Source organism: Croceivirga radicis (genome assembly GCF_002072105.2).
Lineage (GTDB): Bacteria > Bacteroidota > Bacteroidia > Flavobacteriales > Flavobacteriaceae > Croceivirga > Croceivirga radicis.
Genome location: NZ_MTBC01000009.1, coordinates 135,447 through 154,309, shown reverse-complemented (window position 1 = coordinate 154,309; position 18,863 = coordinate 135,447). Strand labels below are relative to the sequence as shown.

Here is an 18,863-nt window from a genome sequence, read left to right as displayed (position 1 = left end):
GGCCAACAGCAATTTCTGAGATTAATTTTCAGTTTGTTTCTTACATTAACCATTGGGATGACAGCCAATGCGCAGTTAAGCGACCTTCATTATTTACCACCTTTAAAGCAAGGACAAAACAATGCAGGTATTAGAGATCAAGCTATTTACTTGTCTACACCAGAACCTACCAGCTTTACGGTAAATGCTTATCGCGGTACCAACGCTACGCCTGTAGCAACCTTTAACATTTCCAATACGGCTCCTGCTGTGTGGACACTGGCAGACGGCGATAACAATATTACCTTGGTTAATAATGCCAACACAGGTACGGTTTTAACCAATAGCGGCTTGCGTTTTGAATCGCCAAGCGGCAATCGTTTTTATGTAAATTATCGCGGTAACTCTAGTGCGCAAGCAGCTTCTTTAACGGCAAAAGGTAGACAAGCCATGGGTACCCGTTTTAAATGGGGAGGAGTACCCAATTTAGGTGCACACGCATCTAAATCTAATACGTTGGGTATTATGGCCACGGAAGATAACACAACCATTACCCTTTTTGGTTACGATCCAGGATGTGAGTTTAGGGTTGGCAATAACAGAGCGGGTATTACGGCAGATTTCCACACCATAACTCTAAATGCAAATGAATCTTTTGTTTATGAAACATACATTGGTACTAGCCCAACACAAGCCCATGAAGACGGTTGGATTGGTGCCTCTATAGAAGCTGATAAAAATATTGTAATTAGTAACGGTTCTATAAATTTTGGTCGCCAAGTTGGCGAAGCAAACAGGGATGCAGGCATAGATCAGCCAGTACCAGAAAATAGATTAGGCAAGGAATATGTATTTATTCGTGGTAACGGTAACGCTAATGGTTGGACGGAGTTTCCTCAAATTATTGCCACTGCTGATAATACACAAATATTTGTGAATGGTAATACTACACCAATAGCTACTATAGATAATGGTGAGTATTTCATGATTCCTAGCACTTTTTATTCTTCCAATTCCGCCGGGGCAAATATGTTGGTACAAACTTCAAAAGATGTTTACGCCTACCAATGTATGGGTGGAGACGGAAAAGCATATACCCAAGGGCTAAACTTTGTAGCCCCGGTTAACTGTTTGCTTCCGGATAGCATGGATAACATTCCAGACATACGAAACATGGCCGGCAGCTTGGTAACCGGAGGAATGACGATTATTGCCGCAGTTAATACACCAGACGCTAATATTGTTGTAACAGACGGTAACGGTCCGGTAACGCTACCTGCTTCCCAACCTGTTGCGGGTTCTACAAATTGGAAAACCTTTTTCATTGCCAATTTAAACGGAAATGTAAGCGTACAGTCCACTGGCCCCATGGCTATTGGATTTTTTGGTTTTAACGGAGCTAGAGGTGTAGCTGGGTATTTCTCAGGATTTGACACATTGCCAGAAGTTACACTAGCCATTAGAGGGGGTACAGGTTGCTTTGTAGGTTCAGAAATATATGAGGCCACCAACAGTAATTTTGATGCTTTTCAGTGGTACGAAAACGGACAACCAATACCAGGGGCCAACGGACCAAGTTATGCACCCCCGGGTGCCGGCGAGTACTTTTTAAGAGGTACCAAGGGGCCTTGTACTTATGATAGTAATCCGCTACAGGCACTATATTGTGATCCAGATGTGGTTCTAGAAAAATCCGTGGATAAACCAGAAATTCTAGAAGGAGAAACAGCAACCTTTACCATAAAAGTTACCAATAACGGCTTAGGACCACTTACCAATTTACAAATCACAGATAACATACCAGCTGGCCTAACCTTAATAAACGCACAAACTATAACCGGTAGTTTTAGCGGTAACACTTGGAACATTGGCACCTTGGATGGCGGTGATAACGCATTTTTAAATTTAGAAGTCAAAGCAGACGAAATTGCTATTTTACCATTCTTAAACCTAACCAATACAGTAACCAATTCTCAAGACCAAGTAGACGCCAATATTACGCCAGATACTCCGTCTGCACGATTGGTAATCCATAATGATTACGACAATGACGGGGTTATAGATAGCGTGGATTTAGACGATGACAACGATGGAATTTTGGATACGGTAGAACAATTGTGTACCATTTCTAATGATATAACATTTACAACACCATCTTCTACCGTTCAAGGTGGAAGTCCTGTAACAGAAATTTACACAAACTACAATGATTTATGGAGAAGTTCTGCTAGCGCTAGAAATCCAAACTTCCCAAATCTATCGCATGAACTATTAGCGTTTACTTCTGGTGGCACTACTTTCTCAACAGGGGTAATTGACGATGATGTATATGACACCAATGGTAATGGCCTATTTGATGGTATAGATACCAATAATGATGGTTTGGTAGATACAAATACTACCGAATCTAATTGGATGGCCTTAACACCGGCAAGCAATATATATGGAGAAGCAACCATTGAAGCAAGTTTAAATGATGGAGATGTAAATAATGCATTGGGCCTAACCGTTGTTGACGACCCTACCACAGACCCTTTAAATCCGTTATTGACCAATGGCTTAAATGGTTTGGATTTGGGTACAGGTATTGCAAATGTAGGTAATGATTGGACCTATGATATTGACCCTATAGTTGCAGCTACGGTTGGTGATGGCATACCAGATATAATGCTTACACAAATTGCACAACCCGGAGGTGCCGGCCATATTATTAGCCTTTATGATGCCACTGGAGCTCCAATAGGTAATGCCGTACAGGTTCAAGCATCTACCGGAGGTGCCCTTGGTACCGTTGTTGGTTCGTATAACCTTGATGTTTACCATGCAAATGGAAGCGTTTTCTTCGACAATACCGTTAGAGAATATCGTTTGGCAACAATTGAACTATCAGAATTTAATATTCCAGCAGGTAGGTTAAATGATGTTGCCTTTTTAAGACTACAACTCTCTTCAAGCTCAGATTTGGCCTTTTTAGCTTATAATACTGAGTCTTTTACCGGATTCTGTGCCAATCTAGATACGGATTTAGATGGTATTCCAGACCATTTAGATCTTGATAGTGATGGTGATGGTTGTAGTGATGCCAATGAATACTATAAAGATAACAACGCAGATGGCGGTGATGGTGGTGAGTACGGAACAGGAGTGCCTGCAGTAGACCCAACAGATGGAACAGTTATAGCCGCATCTTACCAGCAAGTATTTGCTCCTATAATTATATTGGGTAATACTTCTGAAGATTTAGGAGGAACAGATATCAATGGTCAGGATCTAAGCCTTGGCGAAACCTTTGACTATGTGATTCGTTTCCAAAATACAGGTGATGACGATGCTACTAATTTTACCATTAGAAACGTATTGCCCAATAATGTTACCATTAACAATTATGACTATACGGATGCCCCTGGGGTAACCGAAACTTACGATGCCTTAACCAATACGGTAACTTTTACCGTTCCTGATAATTTGGTAGAAATTGGCGATCCGGAATATAAAATAAAGATTGAAGTTACGATAGATGGTGATTGTTCTGAATTTGTTGCTGCTTGTGCTTCACAACTAGAAAACCAAGCATTTGCAACCTACCAGGGTATTGTTAACACCAGTACGTTTTCAGACGAAGATGGCTCTAACCCAGCAGGAGCCTGTATTACCACATTGGAAACCGCTTCTAACAACTTGGCCAATGCCTTATTGGATTGTGATATTGCAAGAACCGTACAACTGTGTGGTGATGATGTAACGCTTACAGCTGGTGAAGGGTTTACTAGTTATACTTGGGCACTGGACAACAACAATAACGGAGTAATTGATGCGGCGGATACAATTCTAAATGATGGTGATCCAGACACAGACCCCAGAACAATGGACGTTACCAATATAGGGAACTACTTGGTAGAAAAAATTGCTGGTAATGGTTGTAACGACCAAATAGAAAGAATCACCGTAGAACGTTTTGGTACCACCCAAACTAATCCGGTTGTAGACTTTTTTAACCAAGTAAACTCAGATACCAATCCAGATAATGATTTACAGGGCGAAATAGTTACTTGTTCAGTAGATGGTGATTTACTACCAAAAATCTTCTTGTGTGGATCTAATGATACCGCTTCAATCCAATTAGGTATTACAGATGCACTTTCCATTACTTGGGAAAAACTAGATGAAACTTCTTGTTCTTCTGTTGGTGATGATTGTGCAAATAAAAATGGAACTTGTACGTGGGACCAATTGGCCGTTCAAGATAACTTTACAATTACTGAAAGTGGTAGTTACCGTGTGGTAATTGCTTATCAAAATGGTTGTTTTAGTCGCTTCTATTTTAATGTTTTCCAAAACACTTTGGATATAGACTACATTGCCAATGATATCATCTGTGATACGGACGGTAATATTAGAATAACCAATGTAGGCTCTGGATATGGCTTTCAATTATTTGATGTTACCAATAATGCTATAGCTGTACCATTTAGCGCAGGGCAAGGACCTAATTTTGATATTGATACCAACGGAACGTACAGGGTACAGGTAACCCAATTAAACCCGTCTACCAACACCCCTATAGAAAATAGTTGTGTTTTTGAAACAGAGGACATTGGTATACAAAGAAGGGATTATCAAGTTAACATTACTACTACACCTGCAGATTGTAATGAACAAGGTACAATTGGTATACAAGCATTAAACGTATTACCAGATTATAGCTATGAGTTATTTATTGATGATGGTAGCAATAGCGGAGCTGGTAGTTTTGTAACATCAGAATTGGTTACAGCGGATAATACCCACACGTTCATAGGCGTTGCACCAGGAGATTACCGTGTAGTTACCTCAACCACCAATGGATGTACAAACGAGCAGTTTGTAACAGTTAACGAGATTCCAGAATTAATTTTAACCGCAACTGTTCAAGAACATATTTCTTGTAGACCAGGACAAATAGACCTTAGTTTTGTAGGAGGCACTAGCGGTCATGCATTTGCTATCTGGAGTAAAGATGGTACGCCCTATTATACCGATCAAGCTAGCATACCAGAAGCCGATTTTACCAGTAATACCAATTTCTTATTTGGCTATACGGGTACTCCCGCAACCTACGTTCCTGGACAAGATGGCGACTATGTTTTTATAGTTAAAGATGATAATGGTTGCTATAAGTTATCCAACAGTGTACGTTTAGATGATTTAGGTGTACTTACAGCTACCGCGTCTAATACGGACATGACGTGTGCAGATGAAGCATCATCAACCTTAACTATTACCGCAAGTGGTGGTACAGCTCCGTATAGCTATAGCATAGATGGTGTTAATTTCAAGAACGAAAATTTCTTTAACAATTTAAGCGCTGGTATATACACCATAACCATCATGGATGCAAGTGGTGGTACAGATGGTACGTCATGTACCACAACCATTGAGCACGAAATTACCCAGCCTTTTAGATTATTGGCATCTGCTAGTATCATAGAAGACGCTTCTTGTGACCCTTCTGGTGAGGCCTTGGTTAAAATTTTAAACCCAAGCGGTGGTCAGGCTCCATATTTGTATAGTTTTGATGGTGGTTCAAATTTTAATACGCTAACAGAGCAGCGTTTAAGCCCAGGAAATTATAATTTGGTATTACAAGACGCCCTAGGTTGTACATATCCAATGGAAATTACGGTACCAGCTCCGGTTACTGCCCCTAACCTAACACCCGCTGTAACTTATGATTGTAACGGAGAGGGAATCATAACCATTTCAACAGACAATACAACAGATTTTAATTACACCTATAGTTTGGATGGTACCGCAAACACACCGGCCAACCAAAATTACTTTGAGAATGTTGCTGCTGGACAACACACTGTAACCGTAGATTATACCACAACGATTACACCAGACCAAAGCACGTTGTTTATAGAAAATTTTGGTACGGGTAGTAGTACACAAATCGCCGAGGCTGGTCCAGAATATTGTTTTGAACCACAAGATGGCAGTCAAACAAACTGCAATAGAGGTCCTGCAGGTATTTTGGTCAACGGCGAATACACAGTTACCAATTTTGTAACCAATCCAGCCCCTTTTGTAAGGAGTCCACAAGATCACACGGGCCTAGCAGATGGTCGCTTCTTTGCTATTGATGTTAGTACCTTTTCTGATACAGGTAGCCCATCCTTGAACAATATATTATGGTCTAAAACAGGTATAGAAGTATTGCCAAACCGAGAAATTACATTGAGTTTTTGGGCCTATAATTTAATGCAAACCGGAAATGCAGGCAATAACCCTGAGGTTTTGGTAGAAATACTGGACAATTCTGGAACAGTAATTTACAGCACCGCAACCGCAGCTATTCCTAAAAATACGAGCAATAACGATTGGCACGAGCGTACAGTTACATTTAACCCTGGCCCCAATACCAGCCTTGACGTTGTTTTTAGAAATAATGTTAATAGTAATGACGGTAACGACCTTGTTTTAGATGATATACAAGCGGTACAAATTCCTGAGGTTTGTGAACAAACTACTAATATTATTGTTAACGTAGCATCCGGACAAGCATTTGAAACAGCCATTTTAGGAGGAACAGACCCTACTTGTAACGGAGCATCGGATGGAAGTATTCGTTTTGAAGTATCAAATTTTGATGCAGCCGGTTATGAATATTCGTTGGACGGTGGCACCAGTTGGATAACGGAGACCAGTTCAGTCTTTACTACCCCTTCAACATTAAGCGCTGGTACGTACAATTTAATGGTAAGAAAGGTAAGTGATAACACCTGTACGGCTACTGCCCCCACAAGCATTACACTTACTGCGCCAGATGCGGTAGTTGCAGACCTACAGCAAACTGCAGAATTTACTTGCTTTAATACAGGTGCTACATTGGAAGCTTCTGCTGTAGGCGGTACTCCTGCTTACGAATATCAGTTGGAAACAACTACAAATACTATAGTAAGAGCATTTAGCGCTGCTACCACTTTCTTAAATGTACCTGCAGGAGATTACCATGTTCGTGTAAGGGATAATAGAGGATGCGAGGTAATTTCTTCCACAACGGTTACCGTAACCGCTCCAAGCACCCCAACCTTAAATCTATCAGCAACTAGTTGTTATGACGGTCAAAACAATGGTACGGTAACCGCAACTGCCGGAGATGGTAATGGAAACTACACTTTTAGAATCAACGGTGGTGCATGGCAAACGCCAAACCCAATAAATGCACTTACCTATACTTTTGGCAATTTAAGCAATGGCACCTATCAAGTAGAAGTTCAGGACCAATTTGGTTGCACATCTACTATAGAAACCATTACTATTGCTCCCGCACTAACGCTATCGGTAGCGGTTACAGATGCAAGTAGTTGTGGAGATGGTAGTTTAACGGCCTCTGCTGCCGGAGGCACCACACCGTATTTATACGCCTTTGTAAATAACGGTGACCCTGTTTCCGATTCTGATTTTGCACTAGGTAACACCGTTAATATTCCTTTAGCCAATGTTGGTCTTTATGATATTTATGTAAGAGATAACTTGGGTAACCCCGGCTATTGCCAAACTATGGTTACAGAAGAGGTAGAAGCCATACCAAGTTTAAGCTATTCAAGTACACCTACGGATGCAGCATGTTTTGGCGGCGAAGGTAGCATTGAAGTTAATATCACCAACGGTATGGCACCATTTACCTACGAATTGGTAGATGTGGATAACGGTGTGAAAAGTCAGACCCAATCTGGGGTGGCAAGCACCACTAGAACATACTATAACTTACCTGCCGGCAACTATGATATAATTATTACGGATGCCGCAGGGTGTATATCTACCCCTGAAAGAGTGGTTATAGGAGAACCGGTAGAGTTGACGGCGGATATCCTTGGCGTAACACCATCAGACTGTACAGGACCTTCTACAGATTATGGATTCAATTTTGAAAGCTATCCATTAACATTGGCAGGTACCTTAATGTTTAGTGATGATGGGGGAATTACTTGGCAAACAAGTAATGAATTTAGAGATTATCTATCAGGTGATGAAGTTTATCCTTCTATAAAAACGGTTGATGGAAGTGGCACTACAATTTGTCAAACAGATTTACCAAGGTATACCATTCCATATCCATTAGATGATTTGGATATCACCTTATTCCCTATTATAATTAACTGTAATGAACTGCAAGTAAGTGTTAGAGGGCAAGATGGTACTGCGCCTTATGAGTATACATATTCTGAAGACCCCACTAATTTTGATCCTTCCGCACCTACAAATCCTTGGACAACTCCTTTCGCTGCTGGGGTACAACACACTTTCCCAGGTTTAACTCCTGGTAGAACCTATGTTTTTTATGTGCGTGATGCTGTAGGTTGTGTAAGAGAAAGTAATGTAAATGTAAATAACGAGCAACCTTTACCTATGGAAATTACTGCCGAAGTAGCTCCTACATGTAATGGTGCTACAACGGGTGAAATTACGTATACCATTATTGATACTGATGGTAGTACAGAACCTGACATGACTTGGACCCTTTACGATATAGCAAATAATGTTATTGATAGTAGTTCTGGCACCATACCTTATTCTAATACTATAACCATCTCCAATCTAGCAGAAAATGATTACTATATTGTTGTACAACAAGTGGATGCCGGAGGAACAACACAGTGTATTAGCGCCAGTGAAAATAGTATCCTAGAAGAATTAGATATTATTACTGGAACACCCACTTCATTAAGAGACATCAGCTGTGAAAATCCAGGTCTAATAAGTATACCAGATATTACTGGTGGTGGTGGTGAGTATTTTTATACGATTACCGGGCCTTCGTCTTTTAGCCTTACGGCGACCGATGACAACCCAATCGAAATCCCAGTTGGTTCAGACCCTGGTTTATATACCATAAGCGTAGAAGATCAATACGGTTGTAGCTATCCTTTAGGCGATGTTACAATGGCAGTTACACCGGCTCCAAGCATTTCAAATGTAGATATAGCTAATTGTAGTGCCAATGCAACTATAACTATAAACGTAGGGTCATCAGACGGTGCGGTACTATATTCTATTGACAATGGTGTTACGTTCCAATCTATTAATGTTTTCAATAATATTCCTGCCGGTAATTATGATGTAGTCATAAAAGACCAAACAGGTTGTTTAGATACTGAAAATATTACGGTACACCCTACCCTGCAAGCTACGGCAACTTTGGACCAGCAGCTAGGATGTGGTCCTGGTAATGAAGCAGAAATAAGAATTGAAGCCACTACTGGTTCTGGTAATTTTGAGTTTGAAATTTTAGATAGCGCTTCTGGAATTGCTATTCCACGCCAAGCGCTTACTACAAACCCTCAAAATGTACAACTCATTACCGCAGATAGTTACACGGTAAACGTATACGATGCAAGTACTACCAATCCGGAATGCTTTAGGTCTTTTGTAGTAGAAGTACCTGCTGCAATAGCACCCAATTTTTCTGCCAATGCCACATCTGTAAGTTGTAATGGTGCAGAAGATGGCCGTATAGAGCTGGTTCAGGTTAATAATGGTAATAACCCATTGAACTACACGCTTAACCCTATGCCAGCAACGGCGACTTGGGATGGGGCTACACAATCTTTTATAAACTTACCTGGTGGAAATTATCAAGTTATCGCAACCGGACCAAATGGTTGTGCTTCTACACCTTTAGATGTAACAGTTCCAGAAAATCTGGTTATAAGTTTTGCAACGCCTACCATAGACCAATTTGGATGTACGGTAGATAATGACACCAATAATGCAATTATAGCTATAGATATGTCCAGTATTACTGGTGGTAGTGGATCGTATGAACGTTTTGTATTTATTGATGATGCCACTAATAACGTATTACAAGACAGCAATAGCACTACATATAGTTTTACGGACCTAGCTGGTGGTGATGTAGAAGTTATTGTTTACGATACCAATGGTTGTGCTTCACCTGTAACACATACAGTAACCATTAATCCGTTTGATGCATTGGATACGAATCCTGCAATTAATGTGATAACTGCTATAAGTTGTGTTAATGGTGGGGAAACTATCGCCATAGAAGCTGCCGGAACCATAACAAATTATACCACGAACCCAACCAACTTTGAATTCCGACAGTTACCAAGTGCTACCTATCAACTTACCAATACATTTGCTAATCTTGGTGTAGGTACACATACGTTTGGCGTTCGTAATATTACAACCGGGTGTGAAATCTATATAAACCATACAGTTGAAGCTCCAAATACATTCAATATAGACGTAAATAAACTGTCTGATGTGGTTTGTTATGGAGATGATGGCAGTATAACCCTAAGCTTTACAGATGCCACCTATACGGGTGATTATGCTTGGGAGATTTTTAATGCTGATGGCACACCAACGGCAAGAACGGATGACAATGGCACCTTTACCGGTTCGGGAACTACGGCTGTAATAGCTGTTAGCGCAGGCAATTATTTTGTACGTGTTAACCAAATTGGCCTACCAACATGTGTTCAGGAGCAAACGTTTAGTATTACCACACCAAGTGCCGCGCTTGCGCTAGCATCCGTAAATACTGTAGAGGTAGGTTGTAATGGTAATGAAGGTAGTGCCAATATTGTTCCTCAAGGAGGTATGGCCCCGTATACTATTAGCTTAACTAATACCAACACGGCTACAACCTATACAGAAACAAATGTTAACAGCTTCCTATTCCAAAACTTAGAGGCAGGTACTTTTTCTATATCTGTAACGGATGCATTAGGTTGTACCCAGAATTACAATAATGAGTTTACTCTGGTAATACCAGACCCTATAACTGCAAGTATCTCTAGTACTACGCTAGTTTGTGAGGGAGATTTAGACGCATCTGTTACCGCCACAGTTGGCTCAAGAAACGTTACCGCCAATTATAGGTATACATTAAACATTTATTCAGATAGTACTGGAAGTACATTGTTAAAAAGTACGCCTTCCCAAATAGGTAATTCTTTTGTTAATCTTGGTGCCGGGTTCTACAGTATTTTGGTAGAAGATGATATGGCTTGTTCTTTTGAAACCGCAATAGAAGAAATAGTTGCACCGGTTTCTGTAGAAGGGCAATTGGTTACTGCCCAAATGATGACATGTAACAATGGAGCTTCTTTACAATTAACCGGTTCTGGAGGTACGGCACCTTACTCGTGGAGCACAGATGGTGTAACCTTTAACCCCATGAACGAGACTAATGGACCTAACTCGCACCTATTCACAAATGTTGCCGTTGGTAGCTATGAATATTATGTTAGAGACAGTTTTAATTGTGTTTCCGTGGTATCCAATACGGTAAATGTTAATGCAATTGAACCATTGACCTTAACAATAGATGATAGCGCTGCCATAGTTAATTGTGCTGGAGATAGTACGGCTGTTATACAAGCTACTGCTGATGGTGGTTTGGGCAACTATGAATATGCATTATTTACAGACGCCACATTTGCTACCCAAGTAAGGGCAAATCAAGCCACTGGATTATTTGCAGACCTAGCTTCTGGAACCTACTACGTACAGGTAACCAGTGAAGATTGCGAGGCAAGTGCCATGATTACAATTGCAGAACCTACCCCTTTAACGGTAGCCTACCAGGCAAATAATGTAACATGTAATGGTGCAGATGATGGTAGTATAACTTTGGATGTTTCTGGCGGAACCGGAGACTATCAATATGCAATTTCACCGAATTTAAATCAATTCTTTGACGAAAATGTTTTTGACGAGTTAGAACCAAATTCCTACACCATAATAGTCCAAGATAATAACGGATGCTTTGAAGTTATCGAGTTTGAAATCACCGAACCAGAGGAGCTATCTTTTAGCACAAGTGTTCAGGATGAAATCTGTTTTGGGAGTAGTGATGGTATAGTAACATTGACTATTGAAGGTGGTACCGCCCCCTATTATACCGCATTAAATTCAAATTCAGCTGCTGATTTTACAGTAGATACTATAGAATACAACAGCCTGCCCAGTGGTACGCACGTAGTATTTGTTAGGGATGCCAATGGATGCGAAATGTCTCAGGTATTTGAGGTAGAAAGCGGTGCCAACTTAGCCGGACAAGCAATTGTAAATTATGATTGTGATTTGGGACAAGCCTACCATACCGTAACCTTAGAATTTGAAGATGAAACAGTTAGACCTGAGGTACTTTACGGATTGGATACGGATGATCCAAATGAAATGGTAATGGATGGCACGTTTGCCAATCTTACGGCGGGAGACCATTACATAACCGTAATGCATAGCAATGGTTGTTTAAACACTTATCCGTTTGAAATTTCACTTTTTGAACCTTTAGAGCTACAACTTGTAGAAGGTAATATTAATATGATAACCGCAACGGCCATAGGTGGATCTGGCAACTACACCTTTAGTTTTAACGGTCAAGACCCAACCAGCGAAACGGACTTTTACATTACAGAGACGGCAACCTATTCTATTACGGTTACCGATGAAAATGGTTGTAGCGTAACCCAAGAAATATTTATGGAGTTTATTGATATTGAAATTCCTAATTTCTTTACACCAGACGGCGATGGTAGAAATGACGTTTGGAAACCACGAAATATTGAAATTTATCCAGAAATATTCATCAATATCTACGATAGGTATGGACGTTCTATCTATAAATTTGTAGATAATGAAGATGGTTGGGATGGTATTTACCAAAACACGGAATTACCTTCTGGTGATTACTGGTATGTAATTCGATTAAACGGAGTAGCAGACACTAGGGAATTTGTAGGCCACTTTACCCTTTATCGATAAAATGATAAATAACAGATAGTAAGGGCAATCTTAAAAGATTGCCTTTTTTTTATTCGTTAACCACTATTTACCCTTCCTTTACAACTAAAAATTGATTTTTCACCTTGGTATTTGTTTTTTTGAAATGTATAGAACAAACTAAAAATGAATTTTCAAAAAATACTATTTACAGTATTGTTATTGTGTGCGGCAATTGGCAACGCTCAGTTAAGTGATTTGCATTATTTACCGCCATTGAAGCAAGGACAGAATAATCAAGCTATACAACAACAAGCTATTCATTTATCCACACCAGAAACCACCCCATTTACAGTTAATGTGTATAGGGGTACTAATCCTGCAATATTAACTTCCTTTACCATATCAAATACGGCACCAGCAGTGTATAATTTGGCCAATGGTGACAATAATATAACCTTGGTAGACAATGCCCATACCGGTATAGTCATTACAGACGCTGGACTTCGTTTTGAATCTACCGGAGGCGAACGTTTTTATGTAAACTATAGGGGTAGATCTGGTTCCCAAGCAGCATCGTTAACCTCTAAAGGCCGTACGGCAATGGGAACACAGTTTAAATGGGGTGGGGTTCCCAATTTAGGTACACATCCATCAAAATCAAATACCTTGGGTATTATGGCCACTGAAGATAATACTACAATCGATGTTTTTGGTTATGATCCAAATTGTGTTTTTAGATCTGGAAATAACGTTTCTGCCCTAACCAATGATTCTTATCAAATTACATTAAACGCAAATGAATCTTTTGTTTTTGAAGCCTATTTAGGAAACAATTTTTCTTTGGCCCAAAGCGAAGGTTGGATAGGTGCTTCCATAGTTGCTGATAAAGATATTGTCATTAGCAATGGTTCTATGAACTATGGTAGACAAGCAAATAACAGTAATAGAGATGCTGGTATTGACCAACCTGTACCAGAAAACAGATTGGGCAAAGAATATGTTTTTATACGAGGTAACGGAAACGCCAATGGCTGGACCGAGTTCCCCTTAATCATTGCAACCCAAAACAATACGGCCATTTACGTTAATGGGGCTACCACGCCTATTGCCACTATTAACAACGGAGAGTTTTTTGAAATTCCTAGTTCAAATTATTCTTCTAATACGGTAGGGGCCAACATGTATGTTACAACCTCAAAAGATGCATATGCATACCAATGTATGGGCGGTTCTACCGCTGCATATACACAAGGCTTAAATTTTGTTGCACCCGTAAACTGTCTACTTCCAGATACCATGGACAACATTCCAGACATAAGAAACGCAGCAGGCGTTACGGTTACCGGCGGTGTTACCATAATAGCTTCAACATCTACACCAGATGCCAACATAACGGTTACGGATGGTAATGGTAATGTAGCATTACCCCCTGCAAATACCGTTACGGGAACAGGTCTTTGGAAAACATTTTATGTACCCAATTTAACTGGGAACGTAAGTGTAAACTCAACTGGACCAATCGCGGTAGGTTTCATTGGATTTAATGGAGCACGTGGTATTGCAGGATATTTTTCTGGTTTTGATACGGTACCAGAAGTAGATTTGCAAGTTACTGGTGGTGGTTGCCTACCTACCGCCCAGGTTGAAGTAGTGGATGCGAATTTTGACGATTATCAATGGTTTGAAAATGGTTTGTTAATAGCAGGAGCCAACGCATCTACCTATACCCCTACTAGAGCTGGCGATTATTTTGTAAGGGTAACCAAAGGGGGCTGTACATACGATAGCCAACCCTTACAAGCTTATTATTGTGACCCGGATGTAGTGATTAGGAAAACGGCCAATCAAAACACGGTAGGCAATGGTAACAACGTAACCTTTACCATTACCGTAGAGAGTTTAGGTAGAGATCCTATAACCAATGTAGTTTTAACAGACGTATTACCAGATGGCATAAGCTTATTGTCCGCTAGCCAAACTAAAGGAAGCTTTAATTATCCTAATTGGAACATAGGTACTATGAATAGCGGTGATTTGGAAACCTTGACATTACTAACAAAAGTGTCCTTACCAGACATTTATACCCAAACGGCAACATACACCAATACCATTAGTAATGCGCAAGACCAAGTAGACGCAAATATTACTACAGATGACCCATCAGAAACCATAACTGTAAACTTTCAAGCTCCACAAACGGTAATTACCAATAGACGAATTACTGTAAGGGTAAACAAAAGTTAAAAAGTTTTGTAACAATTTTAATCAGGACTCGTCAAGTAGGTACAATCAATCAAAATAAAACGAGTTTTGAATACAATTCTTACGGTTACCAACCTTACCAAAAAATTTGGCCCCTTAGTAGCGGTAAACGACCTTTCTTTCAGCATAGAAAAAGGTAATGTTTATGGCATTCTAGGTCCAAATGGTAGCGGAAAATCTACCACATTGGGCATAATTTTAAATGTAGTAAATAAGACCAGTGGATCTTTTAGTTGGTTTAATGGAGAAACTTCTACCCATGAAGCCCTAAAAAAAGTAGGTGCCATAATAGAACGGCCCAACTTCTATCCATACATGACAGCAATTCAAAATTTGAGGTTAGTCTGTAAAATCAAAGAAGTTTCAGAAGAAAAAATAGAAGAGAAACTGGCCCTAGTAGGTCTTTTAGAGCGTAAAAATAGTAAGTTTAGAACCTATTCTTTGGGTATGAAGCAACGTTTGGCTATAGCCTCTGCCCTACTTAATGACCCTGAAATTCTCATCTTAGATGAACCCACCAACGGCTTGGATCCAGAAGGGATACATCAAATTAGAGAAATAATCAAAAAAATTGCGAATCAAGGCACTACAATTTTATTGGCATCCCATCTTTTGGATGAGGTAGAAAAAGTTTGTAGCCATGTTGTTATTCTAAGAAAAGGCGTAAAACTCTATGCTGGCCCTGTAGACGGCCTATTAGCTAGTCATGGTTACTTTGTTTTGGCCGCCAATGACCAAATACAGTTGAAAACCTTTTTGGAAAAACATGCCAGTTTTGGAAAAATAGAGGAGTTTAACGGGCTACTTACGGCCTATTTAAAAGAAGAATTAGATGCTGGCGAACTAAATAAGCTGGTCATGGATCAAGGCATTCTGCTTTCCCATTTGGTTAAACGTAAAGAAAGTCTAGAAGAACAATTTTTAACCCTAACCAAAAACCGCCAATCATGATACGCTTATTACAAATAGAATTTATAAAATTATGGAACAATAGGGCTAGCAAGGTGCTAATCTTATCTTACTTTGTTTTGTTAACATCAATTGCGCTAGTTGCGGCCATAAAATTTGATATTGGTCCAATTAAATTTCACCTAGCGGAACAAGGCATATTTAACTTCCCTTATATCTGGCACTTTAATACGTTTATTACCGCCTTCTTTAAGTTGTTCTTGGCAATTGTTATTGTCTCAATGATGGCCAATGAGTATAGCAACAAAACCATAAAACAGAATTTAATAGATGGGCTTTCCAAGAAAGAATTTATTCTATCTAAATTTTTGACCGTACTTACTTTTGCGGCCATATCCACAATTTTTGTTTTTGTGGTCTCCCTTATTTTAGGTTTAGCCTATTCAGATTACAATGAATTTTCTATTATCTTCTCAGATTTGGAGTTTTTATTGGCTTTCTTTATAAAGTTAGTTGGCTTTTTCAGTTTTTGTTTGTTCTTGGGCATCTTGGTAAAGCGCTCTGCTTTTGCATTGGGGTTTCTTTTCTTATGGCAAATTTTAGAAGGAATTGTAAGAGGTTTAATCCGTTGGAAACTATTAGATGGTACTGGAACTGATTTTGTCATGGGCTTTTTCCCATTAAATTCCATGTTCAACTTAATTAAAGAACCCTTTACACGTTTAAGTGCCGTACAAAACGTTGCTAACCAAGTTGGCGAATCGTTTAAATTAGATTACCACGTTTATTTTCACGAGGTACTAATTGTAATGGTATGGACTGGAATTTTTATCTACGGATCTTATGCACTTCTAAAGAAAAGAGATTTATAATCATAAAAACTTAAATGCTAACATTTAGTTAGAATACTAGTACCAAGACCCTTCGTATCTTTACGGTATGAAATTCAACGTAGTATCCGAATTTAAGCCCACCGGCGATCAGCCGCAAGCAATAAAACAATTGGTAAAAGGTATAGCATCCGGAGACCCGCATCAAACCCTATTAGGCGTTACGGGTTCCGGTAAAACGTTTACTGTGGCCAATGTAGTGGTAGAGGTACAAAAACCTACTTTGGTTTTGGCACATAATAAAACCTTGGCCGCACAGCTGTACTCAGAGTTTAAGCAGTTTTTTCCAAACAACGCGGTTGAATATTTTGTGTCTTACTATGACTATTATCAGCCAGAAGCATACATACCCACAAGCGGTACCTACATAGAAAAGGATTTATCCATAAATGAGGATATAGAAAAACTAAGGTTAAGTACTACTTCATCTCTCCTATCTGGCCGTAGAGACGTACTTGTAGTAGCCTCCGTATCCTGTTTATACGGGATTGGCAACCCAATAGAATTCCAAAAAAACGTAATAACCATACACAGGGACCAAGTAATTTCTAGAACTAAATTTCTTAAGCAATTGGTACAAAGTCTTTATGCTAGGACCACGGCCGATTTTAGAAACGGAAATTTTAGGGTTAAGGGTGATGTAGTAGATGTATTTCCCGGTTATGCAGACCATGCTTTTAGAATCCATTTTTTTGGAGATGAAATTGAAGAAATAGAAGCCTTAGACCCACATAACAATACGGTTCTGGAAATCTACGAATCGTTAAACATATATCCGGCCAACATGTTTGTAACCTCTCCGGACGTATTACAAAACGCCATACGGGAAATTCAAGATGATTTGGTAAAGCAAATAGATTATTTTAAGGAAATTGGGAGACCATTAGAAGCCAAACGTTTAGAGGAGCGTACCAATTTTGATTTAGAAATGATTCGTGAATTGGGCTATTGCTCCGGTATAGAAAACTATTCTAGGTATTTAGATGGTAGAAAACCGGGTACTAGGCCCTTTTGCTTGTTAGATTATTTTCCGGAGGATTATTTAATGGTAATAGATGAAAGCCACGTTACCATACCCCAGGTACATGCTATGTATGGTGGTGACCGCTCCAGAAAAGAGAATTTAGTGGAATATGGCTTTAGATTGCCTGCTGCCCTGGACAATAGACCTTTGAAGTTCGAAGAATTTCAAGCCTTACAGAACCAAACGCTTTATGTTAGCGCCACACCGGCAGATTATGAATTGGAATTAAGCGAAGGTGTTTATGTAGAACAGATTATACGCCCAACCGGACTCTTAGATCCCATTATAGAAGTTAGGCCAAGTGAAAATCAAATAGACGATTTAATCGAGGAAATTCAATCTCGTATAGAGTTAGATGAACGTACGCTGGTAACTACTTTGACCAAACGTATGGCAGAAGAATTAACCAAGTACTTAACACGAATAGATGTACGCTGTAGGTATATACATAGTGATGTGGATACCCTTGAGCGAGTAGAAATAATGCAAGATTTGAGAAAAGGTTTGTTCGATGTTTTGGTGGGAGTAAACCTATTGCGAGAAGGCTTGGATTTACCAGAAGTATCATTGGTTGCCATTTTAGATGCAGACAAAGAAGGGTTTTTAAGAAGCAACCGTTCTCTTACCCAAACAGTTGGTAGGGCCGCTAGAAACCTTAATGGCAAGGCCATAATGTATGCGGATAAAATAACAGAAAGCATGCAAAAAACCATAGACGAAACCAACTACCGTAGAGAGAAGCAAATAAACTACAATACCGCAAACAACATAACGCCAAAGGCATTGAACAAAAGCTTGGATAATGTTCTAGCTAAAAACTCTGTCTCAACATATCATTTTGAGAAGGAAGCCATGAGAGCTGCCGAACCAGATTTGGACTATTTAACTCCTGATCAAAAAGACAAATTGATTCGAGAAAAGAGAAAAGCCATGGAAAAGGCGGCCAGAGAACTTAATTTTATGGAAGCGGCCAAATTACGGGATGAGATTAAAGTATTACAAGAAAAAGAATAAAAGAAAAGCCCTGCAAATGCAGGGCTTTTCCAAACTAACCAACT

The 18,863-nt window shown here is 39.6% G+C and carries 5 protein-coding genes; all 5 read left to right on the top strand.

Annotated elements, in window-relative coordinates:
• The first annotated feature begins 33 nt into the window (after positions 1-33).
• The 5 genes from BUL40_RS13240 (at position 34) to uvrB (ending at position 18,819) form a co-directional block, all read left to right on the top strand.
• Positions 34-12,759 (top strand): T9SS type B sorting domain-containing protein, encoded by a 12,726-nt coding sequence (locus tag BUL40_RS13240; protein WP_244901873.1) that lies wholly within the window; start codon positions 34-36, stop codon positions 12,757-12,759.
• A gap of 144 nt (positions 12,760-12,903) precedes the next feature.
• On the top strand, positions 12,904-14,964 hold the full coding sequence (locus tag BUL40_RS13235) for a DUF11 domain-containing protein (protein WP_080319631.1): 2,061 nt from the start codon (positions 12,904-12,906) through the stop codon (positions 14,962-14,964).
• Between the two features lie 66 nt (positions 14,965-15,030).
• Positions 15,031-15,933 carry an ABC transporter ATP-binding protein gene (locus BUL40_RS13230; RefSeq protein ID WP_010517584.1) on the top strand — a complete coding sequence of 301 codons (903 nt, stop codon included), beginning with the start codon at positions 15,031-15,033 and terminating at the stop codon, positions 15,931-15,933.
• Positions 15,930-16,763 carry an ABC transporter permease gene (locus BUL40_RS13225; protein ID WP_080319630.1) on the top strand — a complete coding sequence of 278 codons (834 nt, stop codon included), beginning with the start codon at positions 15,930-15,932 and terminating at the stop codon, positions 16,761-16,763. The genes BUL40_RS13230 and BUL40_RS13225 overlap by 4 nt, the downstream gene beginning before the upstream one ends.
• Before the next feature lie 67 nt (positions 16,764-16,830).
• A complete protein-coding gene (gene uvrB, locus BUL40_RS13220; protein ID WP_080319629.1) occupies positions 16,831-18,819 on the top strand; it encodes an excinuclease ABC subunit UvrB in 1,989 nt (662 codons plus the stop codon).
• Positions 18,820-18,863: the final 44 nt, after the last annotated feature.